The sequence below is a fragment of the Streptomyces indicus genome, from assembly GCF_900100315.1.
In the GTDB taxonomy this organism is placed as follows: domain Bacteria; phylum Actinomycetota; class Actinomycetes; order Streptomycetales; family Streptomycetaceae; genus Streptomyces; species Streptomyces indicus.
The window spans coordinates 98,380-118,461 of sequence record NZ_FNFF01000007.1 but is presented as its reverse complement, the minus strand read 5'-3'; the positions used below and the strand labels follow the sequence as shown (position 1 = coordinate 118,461).

Annotated in this window: 18 protein-coding genes; 11 read left to right on the top strand and 7 right to left on the bottom strand. The window is 72.3% G+C overall.

The genetic code is table 11. The features are described 5' to 3' along the window. Window positions 1-129: 129 nt before the first annotated feature. Window positions 130-1,401 carry an NAD(P)/FAD-dependent oxidoreductase gene (locus tag BLT97_RS18955; protein WP_093611758.1) on the bottom strand — a complete coding sequence of 424 codons (1,272 nt, stop codon included), beginning with the start codon at window positions 1,399-1,401 and terminating at the stop codon, window positions 130-132. A gap of 199 nt (window positions 1,402-1,600) precedes the next feature. Beyond that, a complete protein-coding gene (locus BLT97_RS18950) occupies window positions 1,601-2,209 on the bottom strand; it encodes a TetR/AcrR family transcriptional regulator (protein WP_093611756.1) in 609 nt (202 codons plus the stop codon). Between the two features lie 89 nt (window positions 2,210-2,298). On the opposite strand from BLT97_RS18950, the gene BLT97_RS18945 reads away from it, so the two are divergent. The 3 genes from BLT97_RS18945 (at window position 2,299) to BLT97_RS18935 (ending at window position 5,622) form a co-directional block, all read left to right on the top strand. After that, entirely contained in the window at window positions 2,299-3,144 is an 846-nt protein-coding gene (locus BLT97_RS18945; protein WP_093611754.1) for an SDR family oxidoreductase, read from the top strand. Window positions 3,145-3,210: 66 nt separating this feature from the next. After that, the gene (locus BLT97_RS18940; RefSeq protein WP_093612168.1) at window positions 3,211-3,555 is read left to right on the top strand and encodes a DUF5713 family protein; all 345 of its coding nucleotides are present in this window, start codon (window positions 3,211-3,213) and stop codon (window positions 3,553-3,555) included. Between the two features lie 18 nt (window positions 3,556-3,573). After that, entirely contained in the window at window positions 3,574-5,622 is a 2,049-nt protein-coding gene (locus BLT97_RS18935) for a thioredoxin domain-containing protein (protein WP_176953822.1), read from the top strand. 247 nt (window positions 5,623-5,869) lie between these two features. Here the strand turns inward: BLT97_RS18935 and BLT97_RS18930 are convergent, their stop codons facing one another. The 4 genes from BLT97_RS18930 to trhA all read right to left on the bottom strand — a co-directional run bounded on the left by BLT97_RS18930 (window position 5,870) and on the right by trhA (window position 9,897). Beyond that, window positions 5,870-6,616 carry a Mut7-C RNAse domain-containing protein gene (locus tag BLT97_RS18930; protein WP_093611750.1) on the bottom strand — a complete coding sequence of 249 codons (747 nt, stop codon included), beginning with the start codon at window positions 6,614-6,616 and terminating at the stop codon, window positions 5,870-5,872. A 163-nt stretch (window positions 6,617-6,779) separates the two neighbouring features. Continuing rightward, on the bottom strand, window positions 6,780-7,499 hold the full coding sequence (locus BLT97_RS18925) for an acyl-CoA-like ligand-binding transcription factor (protein WP_093611748.1): 720 nt from the start codon (window positions 7,497-7,499) through the stop codon (window positions 6,780-6,782). 10 nt (window positions 7,500-7,509) lie between these two features. Then, a complete protein-coding gene (locus tag BLT97_RS18920; RefSeq protein WP_093611746.1) occupies window positions 7,510-9,060 on the bottom strand; it encodes an MFS transporter in 1,551 nt (516 codons plus the stop codon). A 111-nt stretch (window positions 9,061-9,171) separates the two neighbouring features. Continuing rightward, window positions 9,172-9,897 (bottom strand): PAQR family membrane homeostasis protein TrhA, encoded by a 726-nt coding sequence (gene trhA, locus BLT97_RS18915; protein ID WP_093611744.1) that lies wholly within the window; start codon window positions 9,895-9,897, stop codon window positions 9,172-9,174. Window positions 9,898-10,105: 208 nt separating this feature from the next. On the opposite strand from trhA, the gene BLT97_RS18910 reads away from it, so the two are divergent. From BLT97_RS18910 to BLT97_RS18875, 8 genes are all read left to right on the top strand, one after another. Then, complete coding sequence (locus BLT97_RS18910) at window positions 10,106-11,938, top strand: phosphoenolpyruvate carboxykinase (GTP) (protein WP_093611742.1); 1,833 nt, start codon at window positions 10,106-10,108, stop codon at window positions 11,936-11,938. A gap of 477 nt (window positions 11,939-12,415) precedes the next feature. Beyond that, the gene (locus tag BLT97_RS18905; RefSeq protein ID WP_093611740.1) at window positions 12,416-13,405 is read left to right on the top strand and encodes a serine/threonine-protein kinase; all 990 of its coding nucleotides are present in this window, start codon (window positions 12,416-12,418) and stop codon (window positions 13,403-13,405) included. Then, window positions 13,395-13,871 carry a hypothetical protein gene (locus BLT97_RS18900; protein WP_093611738.1) on the top strand — a complete coding sequence of 159 codons (477 nt, stop codon included), beginning with the start codon at window positions 13,395-13,397 and terminating at the stop codon, window positions 13,869-13,871. Before BLT97_RS18905 ends, BLT97_RS18900 begins: the two co-directional genes overlap by 11 nt. 168 nt (window positions 13,872-14,039) lie before the next feature. After that, window positions 14,040-15,341: a hypothetical protein gene (locus BLT97_RS38910; RefSeq protein ID WP_093611736.1), complete on the top strand. Its 1,302-nt coding sequence runs from the start codon at window positions 14,040-14,042 to the stop codon at window positions 15,339-15,341. Beyond that, window positions 15,331-16,101, top strand: coding sequence for a vWA domain-containing protein (locus tag BLT97_RS18890; protein ID WP_093611734.1), 771 nt, complete (start codon window positions 15,331-15,333; stop codon window positions 16,099-16,101). Before BLT97_RS38910 ends, BLT97_RS18890 begins: the two co-directional genes overlap by 11 nt. 3 nt (window positions 16,102-16,104) lie before the next feature. Beyond that, on the top strand, window positions 16,105-16,980 hold the full coding sequence (locus BLT97_RS18885) for a PP2C family serine/threonine-protein phosphatase (RefSeq protein ID WP_093611732.1): 876 nt from the start codon (window positions 16,105-16,107) through the stop codon (window positions 16,978-16,980). Next, a complete protein-coding gene (locus BLT97_RS18880; protein WP_093611730.1) occupies window positions 16,977-18,194 on the top strand; it encodes a protein kinase in 1,218 nt (405 codons plus the stop codon). The genes BLT97_RS18885 and BLT97_RS18880 overlap by 4 nt, the downstream gene beginning before the upstream one ends. Before the next feature lie 101 nt (window positions 18,195-18,295). Further along, complete coding sequence (locus tag BLT97_RS18875; protein ID WP_093611728.1) at window positions 18,296-18,703, top strand: SCO4983 family protein; 408 nt, start codon at window positions 18,296-18,298, stop codon at window positions 18,701-18,703. A gap of 75 nt (window positions 18,704-18,778) precedes the next feature. On the opposite strand, the gene BLT97_RS18870 is transcribed toward BLT97_RS18875, so the two are convergent. After that, a complete protein-coding gene (locus tag BLT97_RS18870) occupies window positions 18,779-19,990 on the bottom strand; it encodes a pyridoxal phosphate-dependent aminotransferase (RefSeq protein WP_093611726.1) in 1,212 nt (403 codons plus the stop codon). Window positions 19,991-20,082: the final 92 nt, after the last annotated feature.

The following is a 20,082-nucleotide window of genomic DNA, read 5'->3' as shown; positions in this document are numbered from 1 at the left end:
CGGTGAAGTCGCCCGGCCGCACGCGAGTGAAGGCAGTGGAGACAGTGAAGACAGGGGACTTCGTGTGACTTGACCGGCTGAAGGCGGCGAAGGTTGCACTGTTCCTGGTTACAGGCTGATCACAACCGATTACGTGGCCCGGCCGCGCCGATGCCGCAGGTTGACCAGCACGGCCCGGGCCATCACCCACGGGCTGAGCGCCCGCAGCGGTCCGATCAGGCGGGATCCGAACAGGTGCATATGGCGTGCCATGGCCGCATCGCGCGCGGCCGCCGAGAAGATCAGCCGCTCGCCCGGATTGAAGGGGCGGGCCTTGGCGAAGTCCACGGCCAGCGCCTGGTGCGGGCGCAGCCGCCGGGTGTGCTTGCGGGCGTACGAGGCCAGCGCCTTGTCGAGGTCGCCGCGCCCCGCCGCGGCCGGCGCCACCGCCTCGGCCAGCCACTGCGCGGACTGGAGCGCCCACCCGCAGCCCACGCCCCACAGGGGATCACCGGTCAGGGCGGCGTCCCCGATGAACGCGACTCCCTCGGCCACCGGCTTCCTGCTCCGCAGCGGGTGGTCGAGGGTGCCGATGATCTTCGATATCCGCTCGGCGGCCGCCAGGTCCGGCGCCCCCGGGAGCGCGCGGAAGGACGCGAGGAACGCCCCCTCCAGGTCGGCGCGGAACTCCGGCAGGCGCTTCTTGTCCGGCATCACGGCCACGACCGTCACACCGTCGTCGTTGGGGAAGGCGTACGCCATGTCCGGTTCGCCGAACCAGACATGGGCGGCCCCGTCGCGCAGCGGCAGACCGCGGAAGTGTGCGAGATAGCCGAAGCGCGTGTTCTCGTGCTGCCTGGTGGGCACGCCGGCGAACGCCGCCACCGGCGAGTTGTGGCCGTCCGCGGCGACCACGAGCCGCGCCCGCAGCTCCCGCTCGCCGCCGGGAGCCGACACCCGCACCCCGCGGACCCGGCCGCCCTCGGCGACCACCCCGGTCACCCGGTGCCCGAGCAGCAGATCGACCCCGTCGGTGCCCGCCGCGTGCGCCCGGATCATCGGATCGAGTGTGCTGCGCCGGATGTTGTAGCCGTACGGCAGCTCGGGCCCGCCCGGCGCGGCCTTCGGCTCGATCCATCCCCAACGGGTGTGCCAGCGCGCGTGGTTGCGCACCGCGCCCGCCTTCTCCAGGGCGGGTATCAGACCGAGCTCGTCGAGTACGGGGTGGGCGCAGGCGGTGATCGAGTGGGTGCACAGCACCTTGTACGCCTCGGGGTCCGAGCGCCGCTCGAGGAGCGCGACCCGCACCCCGCGCCGGGCGAGCAGCACGGCCGCGGCGCTGCCGGCGAGACCGGCTCCGCAGACGATGACGTCGTAGTCGTGTCCCGCGCGTCCGTGTCCCGCGCGTTCGGGCATGGCCATGTGCCGTGGGCTCCCTGTGAGGTGGTGCCGTCCGGCGAGTGACGTGCGACGCCGACCGGGAGGACCGGAAAGACCGGGAAGATACCGAGCAGTAACTCCGCCAGGGATCAAGCCGGTTGTCAACCCTTCTCGGGCCGTCAACCCTTCTCGGGCCGTCAGTCCTTCTCGGGTTCCCGGTCAGCTCTTCTCGGGTTCCCGGTCAGCCCTTCTGTGGCCCGGAGGCCTCCAGCGAGTCGAGCCAGTCGAGCAGCCGGGCCCCTTCGTGTGCGGTGATCTCCGGGTCGCGCAGGGCGTTGGTCAGGAGTGACATGCCTTGATACGCGGAGACGAGGGTGACGGCGAGGCCTTCCGGGTCGGGCAGGCCCAGTTCGCCGAACTGGCGGCCGGTCCACTCCAGCAGGCGCCGGATGACGGCACCGGCCTCCGCGTCGAGCGTCCCGTCGGCGCGCTTGTCGAGCTCCACGGCGAGGGTGCCGGTGGGGCAGCCGAACCGGGCCGCGACCTCGCGCTGGTCGATCCACCCCTGGACCAGGGTCTTCAGGCGCTCGCGCGGATCGGCCAGCTCGTCGAGCCTGCCGGTGATCTCGTCCAGATGCGCGCTGTGTTCCGAGAGCGCCGCCAGGACCAGGTCGTCCTTGGTCTTGAAGTAGTAGTACACGTTCCCGACCGGCACGTCGGCCGCGCGCGCGATGTCGGCGAGCGTGGTCCGCTCCACGCCCCGCTCGTGCAGGATCCGGGCCGCTTCGGTGGTGAGCCGGCGGCGCTTGTCGGCGGCGGCCCGCGCTCGGGGCTTCACTGAGTCAGTCACCCGACTAACTATAGACAGCCGCCCGTGGGGCCGTGCTACGGTCGCCGCATCGAGTAAGTCAGCCAACTAACTTACATGGGGAGAGACTCATGATCGTGGTGACGGGTGCGACCGGGAACATCGGGCGGACGCTGGTGCCGCTGCTGGCCGAGCGGGGCGCGGACGTGACGGCCGTGTCGCGCCGCCCGCAGGAAGGTGAGCTGCCCGCCGGTGTCCGGCACGCGCAGGCGGACGTCGGGGACAGCGCGAGCCTGCGGCCGGTGCTCGACGGTGCCGACGCGCTCTTCCTGCTCCTGGGCGGGGAGTTGAACGGCGCGGGCGAACGCCCGGACGCCTTGGTCGGCGCGGCCGCCGACGCCGGCGTCAAGCGGATCGTCCTGGTGTCCTCGCAGATCAACTCCACGCGCCCGCAGGCCCTTTCGCACACCCGGCTGCGCGATTACGAGGCCGCCGTACGCGCGTCGGGAGCCGACTTCACGGTCCTGCGCCCCAGCGGCTTCGCCTCCAATGCGCTCGCCTGGTCCGACCCCGTCCGCACGCGGCGCACCGTCTTCGCCCCGTTCGGCGACGTGGCCCTGCCCGTGGTCGACCCGGCCGACATCGCCGCGGTGGCCGCGGTCGCGCTGACCGAGCACGGTCATACGGGCCGTACGTACGAACTCACGGGCCCCGAGGCCGTCGGCCCGCGCCGGCAGGCCGAGGTGATCGGACAGGTCCTGGGTGAGGAGGTCGCCTTCGTCGAGCTGTCCCGCGCCGAAGCCCACGCGCACATGGCGCAGTTCATGCCCGAGGAGGTCATCGACGGCACCCTGGACGTGCTCGGCCTCCCGCTGCCGGCCGAACAGGTGCCCGGCCCCGACGTACAGCGGGTCCTGGGGCGCCCGGCCGGGTCGTTCGCGGGGTGGGTGGAGCGCCATCTGGCGGCGTTCCGGTAGCCGGGGGAGCAGTGCGGGGGCTGGTGCCGTACGGCGTTGTCAGTGCCGTACGGCAGGCTCGTCCGTATGACCGTCACGAACGAGCGGATCGCCGCGCACGCCTTCCTCGAGCCCCTCTACGGCGACGACGACTTCTACCCGGCGCATGTGCTGGACCGGGGCGCGGCGATCCTCACCCGCCTGTGCGCCCGGATCGAGGCCGAGCGCCCGGCGGACCTGGCCGGGCTGTACGTCCTGACCCACGCGGCCACCGAGGAGTTCAATGCGCTGGAGGAGGCGTTCGACGAGGCCGGCAGTGAGATCGACACGGTGGCGCGCGAGCAGATAGGCGAGGAATTCTGGTTCGTGGCCATGGCGTACGGCTTCGAGGGCGCGGACGCGGAGGAGCTGGTCGCGCCGCGCGACTGGTAGGTGCGCAAGGATGGAGGTATGGCCAACCGACTCGCGCAGTCCACGTCCCCGTACCTCCTTCAGCACGCCGACAACCCCGTCGACTGGTGGCCCTGGGAGCCCGCCGCCTTCGAGGAGGCGCGGCGGCGGGGTGTGCCCGTGTTCCTGAGCGTCGGGTACAGCGCGTGTCACTGGTGTCATGTCCTCGCGCACGAGTCCTTCGAGGACGAGGCCACCGCCGCGTACATGAACGAGCACTTCGTGAACGTGAAGGTGGACCGTGAGGAGCGGCCCGATGTCGACGCCGTCTACATGGAGGCCGTGCAGGCGGCGACCGGGCAGGGCGGGTGGCCCATGTCCGTGTGGCTGACGCCGGACAAGGAGCCGTTCTACTTCGGTACGTACTTCCCGCCCGCGCCCCGCCACGGCATGCCCTCCTTCCGGCAGGTGCTCGAAGGGGTGCACCAGGCGTGGACGGACCGGCGCGGTGAAGTGGCCGAGGTGGCGCAGAAGATCACGCGGGATCTGGCCGCGCGCGAGATCGCGTACGGGTCCACGAAGCTGCCCGGCGAGGAGGAGCTCGCGCAGGCGCTGCTCGGGCTGACCCGGGAGTACGACGCGTCGCACGGCGGGTTCGGGGGAGCGCCCAAGTTCCCGCCGTCCATGGTGGTGGAGTTCCTGCTGCGGCACCACGCGCGCACGGGGGCCGAGGGCGCGCTTCAGATGGCGGTGGACACGCTCGAGCGGATGGCGCGCGGCGGGATCTACGACCAGCTCGGCGGCGGGTTCGCGCGCTACTCCGTCGACCGTGAGTGGGTCGTGCCGCACTTCGAGAAGATGCTCTACGACAATGCGCTGCTGTGCCGGGCGTACGCCCATCTGTGGCGGGCCACCGGCAGCGAGCTGGCCAAGCGGGTCGCGCTGGAGACCGCGGAGTTCATGGTGCGCGAACTGCGCACCAACGAGGGCGGGTTCGCCTCCGCGCTCGACGCCGACTCCGAGGACCCGGCCTCCGGGAAGCACGTCGAGGGCGCGTATTACGTGTGGACCCCACAGCAGTTGCGGGAGGTGCTCGGCGACGAGGACGCCGAGCTGGCCGCGGTGCACTACGGGGTGACGGAGGAGGGGACCTTCGAGGAGGGGGCCTCGGTGCTCCAACTCCCGCAGGGCGACGGGCTCGTGGACTCCGAGCGGATCGAGTCGATCAGGCAGCGGCTGCTCGCGGCGCGCGCGGAGCGCCCCGCGCCGGGCCGCGACGACAAGGTGGTGGCCGCCTGGAACGGGCTCGCGATCGCCGCGCTCGCCGAGGTGGGCGCGTACTTCGACCGCCCGGACCTCGTGGACGCCGCGCTCGCGGCCGGGGATCTTCTCGTACGGCTGCACATGGGTGCCGACGCCCGGCTCGCGCGGACTTCGAAGGACGGCCAACGCGGCGCGAACGCCGGGGTGTTGGAGGACTACGCGGACGTCGCCGAGGGGTTCCTCGCACTCGCGGGCGTCACCGGCGAAGGGGTGTGGCTGGAGTTCGCCGGGTTCCTGCTGGACATCGTCCTCGACCAGTTCACCGGCGAGGACGGCGCGCTCTTCGACACCGCGCACGACGCCGAGCAGCTGATCCGCCGCCCGCAGGACCCCACCGACAACGCCACCCCGAGCGGCTGGTGCGCCGCCGCGGGCGCGCTGCTCACGTACGCCGCGCACACCGGCGCCGAGCCCCACCGCACCGCCGCCGAGCGGGCGTTGGGCATCGTGCAGGCGCTCGGCCCGCGCGCGCCCCGGTTCATCGGACACGGGCTCGCGGTGGCCGAGGCGGTGCTCGACGGGCCGCGCGAGATCGCCGTCGTGGGCGACCGCAGCGATCCGGCCACGCGGGAGCTGCTGCGGGCCGCGCTGCTCTCCACCGCGCCCGGTGCCGTCGTCGCGTACGGACCCGCGCCCGAGCGGCACGGCGAGGAGCCCGAGCTCCCGCTCCTCGCGGACCGCCCGCTCGTCGAGGGCCGCCCGGCCGCCTACGTGTGCCGGAACTTCACCTGCGACGCCCCGGTCACCACTGTTCAGGATCTGTCCGAAAAGCTCGCCCGACCGTAGGTCAGGCGCCAACGTCGGTGTACAGGCCCCGGACCTCTGGTTCGAGGTGAACGAGTCGAGCGCGGCCCTCACCGGGGCTGGGGTCTGGCCATTCCGTTCGCAGGGCCATTGGCAGACGAGGGCGAGCGCGCGGACCGGCACCGCGGGCAAGGAGGCCCCGCCGCCCCTGTGGGTGCCCCGGGGCCGCCCAGTGCACGGGCGGTGCGCACTGCCGTCGGTCCGTGGTCGGCCCGCGGCGCGCACCGAGTCAACGGGCGGTGCTGCCTGGCCCCTGCCCCGCCTGAGCCTGTGCCTCCGCCACGATCGCCTCCAGCTTGTCGTGGTGAGCGCCGCGCCAGTACACCCGGCCGCACGCGCCGCACTGGGCGAACACGTCGTGCGTACGTCGGGTGCCGGCCTCGATCAGATGGGCGACCTCGGCCTTCGTCGCCGGGGTGAGGCGGCCGTTGCAGGCGGTGCAGCGGGTCCAGGGGGCGAGCTCGGGCTCGAACCGGTCGAGTACGTCACGGAGTTGGTCGTCGGGGCGGTCGCTGTACATGTACGCACCCGCCCACAGCTCACGCCGCCGCAGCAGCCCCCGGTCGCGGCTGAGCAGGACGCGCTGCTCCCGCGCGGACTGTGCGGCGAGCGCCGGGTCGCCGATGTCGGTGGACTCGTAGGCCGCGTCCACGCCGAGCAGGCGCAGACGACGGGCGAGCGTTCCGAGGTGGACGTCGAGCAGAAACCGCAGCGGTGCACCGGGCACGACCTGGGGACGTGCCACGGCCGTGACGGTCACCTGCTCGCCCTCGGCCGGGATGTGCCCGGTCCCCACCTCGCGCCCGTCCACGAGCAGCCGCCCCACCTCGGTGAGCGGCACGCCGAGCGACTCGACCGCGTGGCCGAGCGTCGACGAGCCGTCCGTGCGCAGCCTGCTGGGGGCGCCGCGGCGCTCGTGCGGCAGGAAGAGCGCGAGCGCGGGCGCGAAGTCGACGGTGATCTCAGGTCCGTTCACCGGGCCAGGATGCCACCGGACCCCCGCGGCTGGCCTGCGGTTTTCCCGCGCGGACGGCGGGAGTTCAGGGTGCGAAGTTGTGTGTGGCGCCCCGCGTTCAGCGAGCGATGCCTTGCGTGGTGCACGACGCTCAGCGAGCGGAGCCGCGCTCGGCAGCCGGAGCTCAGAGCGTGAGCCCGCGCTCGAACAAGTCGAAGGTCCGCCCCACCACCGCCAGCAGGTCCTCCTCGAAGCCCCGCTCGCCCCAATAGATCATCGCCTCGCGCAGCGCTCCGAGCACCGCCGCCGTGAACATGCGTACCTCGAGGTCGTCGGGTGCGCGGCCGGTGCGTTCGGCGAGGACGACGCTCAGGGCCTGTGAGGTCTGTGCCATCGTCTCGGTCATCCGGGCCCGTACGGCGGGGACTTCGACGATCAGACGGCTGCGCTGCCGCAGCTCCTCGGGCTCGTGCGCGGACACCGCCTTGACCGCCTCGGTGAGCAGGAACCGCAGCGAGGCGAGCGGCGGTTCACCCTCCGGCCGCTCCCGCAGCACCGCGAGCATCACCGGGTCGTACTCGTCGGTGAGGACGATGTCCTCCTTGGTCGCGAAGTACCGGAAGACCGTGGACGGCGAGACCTCCGCGGCCGCGGCGATCTGCTCAATGGTGGTCGCGTCGTACCCCTGCTCCTCGATCAGCGTGAACGTGGCCCTGCGGATCGCGTTCCGCGTGGCCTGCTTCTTGCGCTCGCGCAGTCCGAGCCGGACCGTCTGCGCGCCGAGGAACTGGGCCAGATACCCCTCGGCGGTCGTGTCCGGGGAGCCGTCCGCCGAGGGGCCTGAAGCGGACGGACCGGAGGACGAACCGGGGGACGGAGCAGGGGACTTTGTGCGGGCGGCCATACCCGCATTGTCAGGCATGCACCACCGGCGAGGCGACGCCCGCGTCCGCGGCCCGCCGCGGCAGCAGCCACGCCGCAAGCGCCGCCGTGACCAGCGCCGCACCCGCGCAGACCAGCAGCACGACCACCATGCCGTGCACATAGCCCGCGTCCGCGGAGGCGGCGAGCGCCGGGTCGCCCAGGCGTTGCGCGATCACCTTCGCGGCCACCACCGATTCCCCGGCGCGGTCCGCCAGCTCCGCCGGCAGCCGCCCGGTGTCCAGCCGGTCCGCGAACACCGAGGCGAGCAGCGAGCCGAGCAGCGCGATCCCGATCGCCCCGCCCACCTGCCGTACGGTCATGAGCAGCCCCGAGCCGCTGCCCGCGCGGTCCCGCGGCAGCGCGCCGATCGCCGCCGTCATGGCCGGCATCATCGCGAAGCCGAAGCCGGCGCCCGCGATGGTCAGCCACAGCGCGGTGAACCCGTAGCCGCTGTCGGCCGTCGTACGCGTGCCGAGCAGCGCGGCGAAGGCGAGCACCACAAGTCCCGCGCAGATCACGGCCCGTGCCCCGAACCGCTCGACCAGCGGCTGGCTGGCCTTCGCCGCCACCACGAGCCCGCCGATCAGCGGAAGCAGCCGCAGCCCGGTGCCGAAGGCGTCGTGTCCGAGCACGGCCTGGAGATACGGCGGCAGCAGGAAGAGCAGCCCCGACAGGACGAACATCACCAGCGTCGCCACCAGGGTGTTGAGCAGGAACGGCCGGTGGGCGAGCAGCCGCAGATCGAGCATGGGCCGCGCCGCCCGGCGCTCGCGCGCCACCAGTCCGGCCAGCAGCAGCACGCTCAGGACGAGACCGCCCACCACGAGCGGGTCGCCCCAGCCGCGTACAGGCGCCTCGATGATTCCGTACGTGAGCGCGCCGAGCCCGGCCACGGTCAGGACGGTCGAGACGGCGTCGACGGAGGGCGAGGAGGGGTCGCGGGTCTCGGGCAGCAGGAAGGCGCAGGCGAGCACTCCGATCGCCACCATCGGCACATTGATGAGGAACACCGAGCCCCACCAGAAGTGGTCGAGCAGCCAGCCGCCGATGATCGGCCCGAGCGGCATGCCGAGCGCGGAGGCCGCGGTGACGAGGGCCACCGCCTTGCCGCGCTCCTCCTCAGGGAACAGCGAGGGCAGTACGGCGAGGGCGAGCGGCATCACAAACGCCGCGCCGATCCCCATCACGGCCCGCGCCCCGATCACCGGCCCGACATCCGTCGCCAGGGTCCCGACCACCGAGCCCGCGAGGAAGATCCCGAGCCCGGTGATCAGCATGGCCCGCCGCCCGAACCGGTCGCCGAGCAGACCCGCAGGGAGCATCAGGGCGGCGAACACCACGATGTACGCGTCCGCCATCCACTGCTGTTCGCCGGTGGAGGCGCCGAGCTGCTCCGCCATCGTCGGCAGCGCCACGTTGAGGATCGTCATGTCGAAGCCGAGCACCAGCATGCTCGCGACCATGGCCCCGAGGGCCCACCAGCGGCGGGGGTTCAGCTCGACGTGTCCGTCGGTCCCAGTCGTACGCGAAATCCCGGTCATGAAATTGAGAGTAGCTCTCAAGTGAGAGTCACTGTCAAGTTTTTTCGGGCGCGGAAACGCACAGTGGCCGCGGCGTCGAAGCCGCGGCCACTGGGAGGTCGAGAAGAGGGGTCAGGCGTGCTGGTACGCCACCAGCGAGATGCCCACGTAATGCACGACGAACGCCGCCAGCGTGAAGGAGTGGAACACCTCGTGGAAGCCGAACCAGCGCGGTGACGGGTTCGGCTTCTTGAGCCCGTAGATCACGCCGCCGGCGGTGTAGAGCAGGCCGCCGGCGACCACGCACACCAGGACGGCGATGCCGCCCGTACGCAGGAAGTCCGGCAGGAAGAAGACGGCCGCCCAGCCCATCGCGATGTAGCACGGGGTGTAGAGCCAGCGCGGGGCGCCGACCCAGAAGACGCGGAACGCGATGCCCGCGACCGCCGCCGCCCAGATCGCCCAGAGCAGCGGCCGGGCGGTGGAGCCCGGCAGCAGGAGCAGGGACAGGGGTGTATAGGTGCCCGCGATGATCAGGAAGATGTTCGCGTGGTCGAGCCTGCGCAGGACGGCCTCGCCGCGCGGGCCCCAGGTGCCCCGGTGGTACAGCGCGCTCACACCGAAGAGCAGGCAGGCCGTCAGGACGAAGACGGCCGTGGCGACGCGCGCCCGGGTCGAGTCGGTGAAGGCGATGAGGAAGACGCCGGCGATCAGGACCGCGGGGAACATGCCCGCATGGAGCCAGCCCCTCAGTTTGGGCTTCACGAAGTGCGGCAGGTCGATCTCCGTCGGAGACTGCTGGCCTGCAGGGCCCCCGTTCGCGGGGGGTGCGGTGGCCTCGTGAGCGGGAGAGGTCATGGGGGCAATGCTACCTACGGGCCCGTAAGTTAATTGTCCGGTGTGCGCATGCTCACGTGTGAGGCCCTCTGGACAGATGGGCGAATCGCCCCGATGATCAAATGAGTGAGGTCGGCACCGGATGAGCGGCATTCTTGCTCGGGCGCGGTATCCGGGTCGCAGCCCCCAAGGGGCCAACCAACTACAAAACCCTCATTTAGGAGCGATCGTGGCGCGCGACAACGCGGCTTCCACCACTGCCCCCACCAACCACCGAGAGCTCGTCGCCTGGGTGGACGAGATCGCAGCCCTCACCCAGCCGGACCGGGTGGTCTGGTGCGACGGATCCGAGGCCGAGTACGAGCGCCTCGCGGAAGAGCTCGTCGCGAAGGGCACGTTCAAGAAGCTCGACCCGATCAAGCGCCCGAACTCCTACTACGCGGCCTCCGACCCGACCGACGTCGCGCGCGTCGAGGACCGTACGTTCATCTGCTCCGAGGACGAGGAGGACGCGGGTCCGACCAACCACTGGAAGGCCCCCGCCGAGATGCGGGAGATCTTCCAGGGCAAGGACGACCAGGGCGGCATCTTCCGCGGCTCCATGCGCGGGCGCACGATGTACGTCGTCCCGTTCTGCATGGGGCCGCTCGGCTCGCCGCTGTCCGCGATCGGCGTCGAGATCACCGACTCGGCGTACGTGGCCGTCTCGATGCGCACGATGACCCGGATGGGCCAGGCGGTCCTGGACGAGCTCGGCTCCGACGGCTTCTTCGTCAAGGCCGTGCACACCCTCGGCGCCCCGCTCCAGGAGGGCGAGGCGGACGTGCCGTGGCCGTGCAACACCACGAAGTACATCTCGCACTTCCCGGAGACCCGCGAGATCTGGTCGTACGGCTCCGGCTACGGCGGCAACGCCCTGCTCGGCAAGAAGTGCTACGCGCTGCGCATCGCGTCCGTCATGGCGCGCGACGAGGGCTGGCTGGCCGAGCACATGTTGATCCTCAAGCTCACGCCGCCGCAGGGTGAGTCGAAGTACGTGGCCGCCGCCTTCCCGTCCGCGTGCGGCAAGACGAACCTCGCGATGCTGGAGCCCACGATCTCCGGCTGGACGGTCGAGACCATCGGCGACGACATCGCCTGGATGCGCTTCGGCGAGGACGGCCGCCTGTACGCGATCAACCCCGAGGCCGGCTTCTTCGGTGTCGCGCCCGGCACCGGTGAGCACACCAACGCCAACGCGATGAAGACGCTGTGGGGCAACTCGGTCTTCACGAACGTCGCGCTGACGGACGACAACGACATCTGGTGGGAGGGCATGACGGAGGAGACTCCGGCGCACCTCACCGACTGGAAGGGCAACGACTGGACGCCGGCCTCCGAGACCCCGGCGGCCCACCCGAACGCCCGCTTCACCGTGCCGGCCTCGCAGTGCCCGATCATCGCGCCGGAGTGGGAGGACCCCCGCGGCGTGCCGATCTCGGCGATCCTCTTCGGCGGCCGCCGCGCCTCCGCGGTCCCGCTGGTCACCGAGTCCTTCGACTGGAACCACGGCGTGTTCCTCGGCGCGAACGTCGCCTCCGAGAAGACCGCCGCGGCCGAGGGCAAGGTCGGCGAGCTGCGCCGCGACCCCTTCGCCATGCTGCCGTTCTGCGGCTACAACATGGGCGACTACATGAATCACTGGGTCAAGGTCGGCGCCGACAAGGACCAGTCCAAGCTGCCGAAGATCTACTACGTGAACTGGTTCCGCAAGAACGCCGACGGCAAGTTCGTGTGGCCGGGCTTCGGCGAGAACTCCCGCGTCCTGAAGTGGATCGTGGACCGCCTCGACGGCCGCGCGGAGGGCGTGGAGACCCCCATCGGCATCCTGCCGACGAAGGACTCCCTGGACACGGCCGGCCTCGAACTCGAGGACGAGGACCTGGACTTCCTCCTCACGGTCGACAAGGAGGTCTGGCGCGAGGAGGCCGCCCTGGTCCCCGACCACCTCAACACCTTCGGCGACCACACCCCCAAGGAGCTGTGGGACGAGTACCGAGCCCTGGTGAAGCGCCTCGGCTGAGCAGCGTTTTGACGGGCCCGCCCCGGCCGTACGGCCGGGGCGGGCCCGTTTCGGGGGTGCTGTGGCCGGGCGGCGGCGGGGGCGTGACCGTACGGCCGCGGGACGTGCCGTGACCGTACGGCAACGGGCCGCCCCGCATGCGGCGCATCGCGGGGGCTCCCCCCCCCGATACCCCCGGCAGGCGGGCTTGTTGTGGGCGGTGGCGGCAAGGGGGCGTGTCCGGGGCGCGGCGCACCGCGGGCTTCGTGGCGCGTCGTGCCACCCGGTACCCCGGCAGGTGCCTCGATCGGCTGGGCGCGGCCTCGGGCGGCTGTGGGAGGCGGTGGCAGGGGCCGGGGGCTTTCTCGTCGTCCCACAGCGCACCTTCGCCCCTCCGTCCCCAACTCACCTAGCACACAAGGCAGTTGGTGAGCGCATTCTCCATGGAATCTCTGCGCGTGGCCTTCACCAACCGGAGAAAGCGGGCACACTCGGTCCATGAGGACACCGGTCAGTGACCCGCTGCGGGTTGGTGGCTACCGCATCGTCGGCCGGCTCGGTTCCGGCGGCATGGGCTGGGTCTATCTCGCCCGCTCCCGCGCCGGGCGGCCCGTCGCGGTCAAGGTCGTGCGGCCCGAGCTCGTCGCCGACCACGACTTCCGGCTGCGCTTCGCGCGCGAGGTGGCGGCCGCGAGCGCGGTGAGCGGTGCCTTCACCGCGGCCGTCGTCGACGCCGATCCCGACGCCGACCTGCCGTGGCTGGCCACGATGTACGTACCCGGACCCTCCCTGAGTGAGGCCGTGCGCTCCGGCGGTCCATTGACCGAGCCGTACCTGCGGCGCCTCGGCGCGGGCCTTGCCGAGGCCCTCATGGCCATCCACGCCGCGGGCATCGTGCACCGCGACCTCAAGCCGTCCAACGTGCTGCTCGCCGCCGACGGCCCGCGCGTCATCGACTTCGGGATCTCCCGGCTCGCCGGATCCAGCAGCATCACGCAGGCCGGCATCGTCATGGGCACACCGCCCTTCATGTCCCCGGAGCAGCTCACGGGCGGTGCGGTGGGGCCGCCCACCGACGTGTTCGCGCTCGGCGGGGTGCTGGCCTTCGCCGCCACGGGGCGTTCCCCGTTCGGTGCGGGGGAGCACGTCGCGCTGCGGGTGCAGGGCGAGCCGCCCGATCTCGACGGGGTGCCCGAGGAGTTGCGCCGCCTCCTCGTGCCCTGCCTGGCCAAGGACCAGTCCGTACGCCCCGCCCTCGGCCCGCTCCTCGAACTCCTCGCGCCCGACGACGACGCACCGCCCTGGCCGCCCCCCTCGGTGGCCGCCGCCATCCGGGCGCGCGAGCGCGACCTCGACAGCCGGCAGGCCCAGGACCCGCAGGCCCCCGCGGCCTCCGTGCCGTCCTGTCTGCAACTGCACGCCCAGGCACTCCTGGACGCCGGACTGACCGACGCGATGGTCGCGGGGGCGGTGGCCCGTGACAGGTGAGCCGCGCGTACGCGCCGAATCCGGCCGGGAGTTCGACCGCGAGTTCGACATCGCCACGTACTGGCGCAAGCTCGTCCGGCTCTGGGCCGAGAAGGCGGGCGTCCCGGTCGAGGGCGACGAGCAGGCCCTCAGCCTCGACCTCGACCTGACGGGTTCGGGCCGCACGCTGACCCTGCGCTTCACCACGACGCGGCGGCTGCTCGTGGCGTTCATGACGGACGGGCGCCGGCTGCGCGGCGACCAGCTGGCGGTGGCCGCGGCGGCGGCCAACGCGTGGAACACCGAGCAGCTCTTCCCCATGCTCTCCGTCTGGGACGTACGCGGCCCGGAGCCCTGCATCGCCGGGGTCTGCCAGCTGCCGCTCGGCTGCCGGATGACCCCCGCGGACTTCGCGGCGATGGCGGACGACTGGGCGGACCAGGCGCGGCAGATGTTCACCCGGTGCCATCAGGTGTTCCGGTTGTGAGGGTGCGGTGGGTGTGCGGGGCCGGTGGGAGTGAGGGTGCGGTGAGTCTGAGAGCGCGGTGGGCGTGAGGGTGCGGTGGCCCGCCGAAGTGCGGGTGAGCTGAGGCGGGTTCGCGGATGCGTGGGACCGCGGGTTCGTGAGGTCGGTCGACCGGAGCGGGGGTGTGCGGTGGGGCACGGAAGACTCCTTGGCGCGGGGCGCGGACGGCTGCTCGGAGCAGGGCGCGGCAGGCTCCTCGGTGCGGCGCTCGGATGCGCCCTGGTCCTGGGGCTGTCGGCCGGGGTTCGGCCCGCCTCCGCCGACGACCTCGACTGCCCGGGTGCCCTCTCCCTGCGGCTCCCCTGCCTGGCGCGGCAGGCCGCGCGGGCGCCGGACGCGGACCTGCTGACGGTGGAACGGCCGGTCCAACTGGGGCGTTCCTTGACGCCGTCGGAGCTGTCCGGGCACCGCGAGCAACTGGGGGACGGGCTCACCGTAGAGGTGCCGGCCCGGCAGGAGACCGGCCCCGGCGGCTCCGTACTGCTGCTGCTCGCCGCGGAGCGCCGGGTCGCCGCGGACAGCCGGATCACCCCGCTGGACGCGGCCACCCTCGCGGCCGTACGGGAGGCGGGGCTGTGCACGGGCAAGCCGGAGCGGTCGCTGTGCACGGCCCTCGCGCGCGAGCAGTCGGGCGCGGACCTGGTGCGCGACGGGCTCGCGGACCCGCTGGACACGGAAGGCGAAGAGAGCGGCACCGCGCTGTGGATCCTGCTCGCCGCCTGCACCGCCCTGCTCGCCCTGACGGTGCTGATCCTGAAGGCCGTACGCGCCCCCGCGCAGGCGACGGGCAGCACCGCCCCGGCCCGCGCGGGCGGCGCACCGGCCGCCGTACCGCCCGCCCGCGGACGCAGGACAGGACCGCGCCACCGCGCCGGGACACCGCGCGACAAGTCCGTGAACAGGGACGCGGCCCAGGCGGAGGCGCAGAGGGAGGCACAGAGGGAGGCGCGGCGGGAGGCACAGCACGAGGCACAGCACGAGGCGCCGGAGGAGGTGCGCGAGGAGGCGCAGGGAGAGGCGCGCGAGGAGGCGGCCCGCGGCGAGTCCACGCGGACGGTGACCCTGCGCCCCGTACGCAACCGGCCCGCGCCCCCCGACCCGTACGCCGCCGAATCACCGCCCGGCAGGCTGGCCGTGGACCCCGAGACCGGTGAACTCCCGCCGCTGCCACGGCAGTTCGACGCACCCGCCGCACCCCCGCGCCCGCGCGCCGTGGTCCGCTCGGCCCTGCACCCCGAGGGCTACGTCGAGATCGACCGCTGTCTGTACCGCGCCCGCTGGATCGGCGGACCGGCCGCCCCGCCCCCGCCGGTCGGCGCCTTCGTCGACGTACGCGACATCTCCGGCGAGGCCGGCGACGGCCCCGACCCGGTGACCGGAATCCCCGCCCCGCATCTGCTCGCCCTGCCAGGAGACACCCATGACGCATGAACCTCCGCCGCCCACCGCCGTCCCGCAGTACGCGGACTTCGACTTCGAGCTGGACAACAACGCCCAGCGGCTGCCGCTCGTGCTGTGTCTCGACAACTCCCGTTCCATGGAGGGTCGTCCGATCCAGGCGCTCAACGACGCGTTGCGCGAGTGGACCCGCGAGCTGCACGACGACGTGAACCTCAGCTACAGCGTCGAGGTCGCCGTCATCACCTTCGGGGACCAGTCCGTGACCGCCTACCGGGGTGCCGAGCCGCTGTACCCGGGCATGAACCTCAGCCCGTTCGTGCCCGCGCACGCCTTCACTCCGCCCACGCTCGCGGCGAACGGCGTGACCCTGATGACCGAGGCCGTGGAACTCGCCATGCACATCGTGGCGGCCCGTAAGACCGAGCTGCGCAAACTCGGGCTCCAGTACTACCGCCCGCAGATCTGCCTGGTCACCGACGGCCTGCCCACCGACGGCACCGGCCACTACACCACCGCCTGGCAGCGCATCGTGCCCGTGCTCGCCGAGGAGCAGCGCGCACGGCGCTTCCGGCTGTACGCGATCGGCGTCGGCGGGATCACCGAGCGCGGGCAGGCCGTGCTCAGCGCCTTCGCGCCCACGTTCAACGCGCAGTTGCAGGGTTTCCCGTTCCGCGAGCTGCTCCAGATGATGTCGGCCAGCGCGGCCGCCGAGCAGAAGGGCGAGGGCGAGGAGGCCTTCGAGAAGATCTTCCACCAGTTCCGTACGCAGCGGCCCGCCTGGGAAGCCTGAGCGATGGCGGCGAAGGGCGGTCACACGCAGGGCGGCCGGGCGCGGGACGGCCATGCGCAGGGCGGCCGGGGGCGTCCGCGGTCCGGGACCTGGCGCACGCACGGGGTGAGCGTGCAGGGCTACCGGCACCGGCGGAACGGCACCCCCTGCCAGGACGCCTGGGACAGCGCGGTGTGGAGCGCGGGCGACAGCGGCCCGGCCGGCCCCGTGCTCGTCCTCGCGGTCGCGGACGGCGCGGGTAGCAGGCCCCGTTCGCAGGAGGGCGCGCAGCTCGCCGCCCGGCTCGCGACCGAGCACTTCGGGCGGGCGGCGGCGGGACGCCGGGTCGAGGTGGGGGACGCCGTCCACGACCTCCTGCACTCCGCGTACCAGGAGGTCACCGGCGACTTCCTGCTGGCGGTGAAGGAGACCGGCGACCCCGCGGAGGACTTCGCGACCACCCTCACCGTCGTCGTCATCACCCCCGACTGGCTGGGGCACTTGAGCGTCGGTGACGGCCTGGTGTTCGTACGGGCCGGCGCGGACCAGGACGGCGAGGCGCTGTTCCATCTGCTGCCGCAGGCCGACGCGGCCAGCGAGTACAGCAACGAGACGGTCTTCCTCACCTCGCGGCACGCGGGCCGCTGGGTGCGCACGGACTGCGTGGCCGACCCCGGGATCGACGCCGTGGTCCTCTCCACGGACGGGCTCACACAGGCCGCGCTCACCCGCTCCCGTACCCCCAACGCCTCTTTCCTCTCCGCGGTGTTGGGGCCGCTCGAAGCACCGGAGGCCGAGCCGGGGGCGGACGAGGCGGAGCTCGCCGAACTCCTGCGCTCCGACCGGCTCTCGGCGGTCAACGCGGACGACAAGACGCTCCTGCGGGCGGTACGGATATGAGTACGGGCACGAGCGCGGGGAGAAGCGCGGCAGCGGGCGGCCGCCGCGTCCTGCTCGACGGGCGGCCCGTCACCCTCGCCGAGCGCCCCCTGAAAGGCGGCGGCGAGGCCTCCGTGTACCCGGTCGAGGGCGACCCGGGCATCGTCGTGAAGCTCTACCGCGAGCGCCCGGGACCCGAGCAGGAGCGCCGGCTCACCCGCATGCTGGCCATGTCCCCGCTCGGCGACCGGCCGGTCGACTCGAACCAGGCACCCGAACTCGCCTGGCCCACCGCCCTCGCCCGCTCGCCCGAAGGCGCCTTCCTGGGCTATGCGATGCGCCGCTTCGGCGAGCCCCAACACGTCCAGCTGGTCGGCCTGTTCACGCGCTCGCAGCGGCTGCGGCTCTTCCCGGACCGGGCCGACTGGCGCTTCCTGCTCGGCGTCGCATGGAACCTGGCCTTCATGACGGCCCGGCTGCACCACGAGGGCCTGGTCGTCGGCGACTTCTCCTCCAGCAACGTGGTCGTGGACGCGAACGGCTTCGTCACCTTCCTCGACTGCGACTCCATCGCCTTCACCGACAAGCGCACCCGCGAGTCCTTCCCCTGCCTGATGCACACCACCGACTACTCGGCCCCGGAGCGCCAGGCAGGCGGCCCGGCGACGGTCGAAAGCGACGACTTCGCCCTCTCGGTCCTCGTCTATCAGCTCCTCGCCGTCGGCAACCATCCCTTCGGCGGGGTCCCGCACGACAGCCAGGAGGACTCGACGGTCAAGGACAACATCGCGGCCTCCATCTCGTACGTCGTCCGCCCGCAGGACGTGATCGTGCCGCGCGGCATCATCGACCCCACCGTCCTGCCGCCCGGGCTGCTCACCCTGGCGCGGCGGGCGTTCGGGCCCGGCGTGCTCGATCCGAAGGCGCGGCCCACGGCCGAGGACTGGCTGCGCGCGCTCGACGAGGAGCGGGGCCGGGTCAAGGTGTGCGGCGCGCGTCCCCGCCACACGTACGGCTCCCATCTGACGGCCTGCCCGTGGTGCGTACGGGCCGGCGCCACCGGCCAGGACCTCTTCAACGCGCCGCAGCGCCCGCCGGCCCGGCCCGCGCCGCCGCCTCCTCCCGCGCCCCAGCCCGCGCCCGTCCCCGCTCCGGCGCTGAACAGCGGAAAGCTGGTGTGGGTGCTCGTGCTGGTGGTCGCGCTCATCGCGCTGGTGGTGCTGGTGGCGGACTGACCCGCACAGGACCGGTGCGCCCGCCCCGGCCGCCTTGATGCGCCTCAACTTTAGACTGAATCTAAGCTAGGATGGACTCATCCCACCCTGGAGGTCCTGCGATGTACGAGCCGATCCGCGCCAAGTCGGTCCATGCGACGGGCTCCGACGGCGACTTTCCGCACCGCACGCGCGAGGAGGAGCTGGAGCTCCAGCTCGCCGGCCATCTCGCGGCGCTGCTCGCGGTGACGGACGAGCTGCGGGGACTCGCGCCCGCCGCCGACCTCGACGAGGCCTCGGCCGAGCTGGCCACGGCGGTCACGCGGCTGCGCGGCGGTCGCGCCCCGGTGCGTACGGGCGTGGCGGCCGCGATCCACGAGCCGCACCTGGCGGCGCTGCACCAGCGGGCCCACGCGCTCGCGGGCCGCGCCCTGGTGGTGGCGGCCTCGCGCGCCGACACCTCGGCGGCGATCCTGGCGGCGCGGCGCATGGAGGCGCACGCGGAGGCGCTGACGCCGGCCGCGGTCTGACCCGCCGCGCCGGCACACGCCGCCCTACGACTGGCTGTACCCGTCCTTACGGCTGGCTGTACCCGTCCAGGAAGTTCACGGCTGGCTGTACCCGTCCAGGAAGTTCCCGATCCGCGTCACCGCGTCCACCAGGTCCGAGGCCTGGGGCAGCGTGACGATCCGGAAGTGGTCCGGCTCGGGCCAGTTGAAGCCCGTGCCCTGGACGACCATGATCTTCTCGGCCCGCAGCAGGTCGAGCACCATCTGCCGGTCGTCCTTGATCTTGAACACCTTGGGGTCGAGCCGCGGGAACAGATACAGCGCACCCTTCGGCTTCACGCAGGTGACACCCGGGATCTGCGTCAGCAGGTCGTACGCCGCGTCGCGCTGCTCGAGCAGCCGTCCGCCCGGCAGCACCAGATCGTTGATCGTCTGCCGCCCCGTGAGCGCGGCGACCACCCCGTGCTGGGCCGGCATGTTGGCGCACAGCCGCATGTTCGCGAGGATCGTGAGCCCTTCGATGTACGAGGCGGCGTGCGCCCGCGGCCCGGAGATGACCATCCACCCGGTCCGGTAACCGGCCACGCGGTACGCCTTGGACATCCCGTTGAAGGTCAGCGTCAGCAGGTCCGGGGCGAGCGCGGCGGTCGGGGTGTGCGTGGCGCCGTCGTACAGGATCTTGTCGTAGATCTCGTCGCTGCACACCAGCAGGTTGTGCCGGCGCGCGATGTCCGCGAGCCCGCGCACGACCTCGTCGCTGTACACGGCGCCCGTGGGGTTGTTCGGGTTGATGATCACGATCGCCTTGGTGCGGTCGGTGACCTTCCGCTCCACGTCCGCGAGATCCGGCGTCCAGTCCGCCTGCTCGTCGCAGCGGTAGTGCACGGCCGTGCCGCCGGACAGCGAGACGGCGGCCGTCCACAGCGGATAGTCGGGCGCGGGCACGAGCACCTCGTCGCCGTCGTCGAGCAGGGCCTGCATGGCCATGACGATCAGCTCGGAGACCCCGTTGCCGATGTAGACGTGCTCGACGTCCGTCTCCACGCCGAGGGTCTGGTAGTGCATCATCACCGCGCGCCGCGCGGACAGCAGCCCCTTCGCGTCCCCGTAGCCGTGCGCGGACCCGACGTTGCGGAGCACGTCCTCCAGGATCTCCGGCGGGCACTCGAACCCGAACGCCGCCGGGTTCCCGGTGTTGAGCTTGAGGATCCGGTGCCCTGCCGCCTCCAGCCGCATGGCCTCCTCGAGAACCGGACCCCGGATCTCGTAACAGACGTTGGAGAGCTTCGTCGACTGGATGAGCTGCATGCGGCAACTTTACGAGCGTGTTTCGTCCCGGCGCGCGGTCTTTGCCACCACCCGGCCCGCCCACCCGCCGAGCACCCACGCGCCCGCCTTCC

Bases quoted from the DNA above. Each gene is read 5' to 3' on its own strand.
- BLT97_RS18905 (WP_093611740.1), top strand. From the start codon at position 12,416: ATGAGGACACCGGTCAGTGACCCGCTGCGGGTTGGTGGCTACCGCATC.
- BLT97_RS18940 (WP_093612168.1), top strand. From the start codon at position 3,211: ATGACCGTCACGAACGAGCGGATCGCCGCGCACGCCTTCCTCGAGCCC.
- BLT97_RS18885 (WP_093611732.1), top strand. From the start codon at position 16,105: ATGGCGGCGAAGGGCGGTCACACGCAGGGCGGCCGGGCGCGGGACGGC.
- BLT97_RS18955 (WP_093611758.1), bottom strand. From the start codon at position 1,401: ATGGCCATGCCCGAACGCGCGGGACACGGACGCGCGGGACACGACTAC.
- BLT97_RS18935 (WP_176953822.1), top strand. From the start codon at position 3,574: ATGGCCAACCGACTCGCGCAGTCCACGTCCCCGTACCTCCTTCAGCAC.
- BLT97_RS18945 (WP_093611754.1), top strand. From the start codon at position 2,299: ATGATCGTGGTGACGGGTGCGACCGGGAACATCGGGCGGACGCTGGTG.
- BLT97_RS18925 (WP_093611748.1), bottom strand. From the start codon at position 7,499: ATGGCCGCCCGCACAAAGTCCCCTGCTCCGTCCCCCGGTTCGTCCTCC.
- BLT97_RS18920 (WP_093611746.1), bottom strand. From the start codon at position 9,060: ATGACCGGGATTTCGCGTACGACTGGGACCGACGGACACGTCGAGCTG.
- trhA (WP_093611744.1), bottom strand. From the start codon at position 9,897: ATGACCTCTCCCGCTCACGAGGCCACCGCACCCCCCGCGAACGGGGGC.
- BLT97_RS18870 (WP_093611726.1), bottom strand. From the start codon at position 19,990: ATGCAGCTCATCCAGTCGACGAAGCTCTCCAACGTCTGTTACGAGATC.
- BLT97_RS18880 (WP_093611730.1), top strand. From the start codon at position 16,977: ATGAGTACGGGCACGAGCGCGGGGAGAAGCGCGGCAGCGGGCGGCCGC.
- BLT97_RS18890 (WP_093611734.1), top strand. From the start codon at position 15,331: ATGACGCATGAACCTCCGCCGCCCACCGCCGTCCCGCAGTACGCGGAC.
- BLT97_RS18875 (WP_093611728.1), top strand. From the start codon at position 18,296: ATGTACGAGCCGATCCGCGCCAAGTCGGTCCATGCGACGGGCTCCGAC.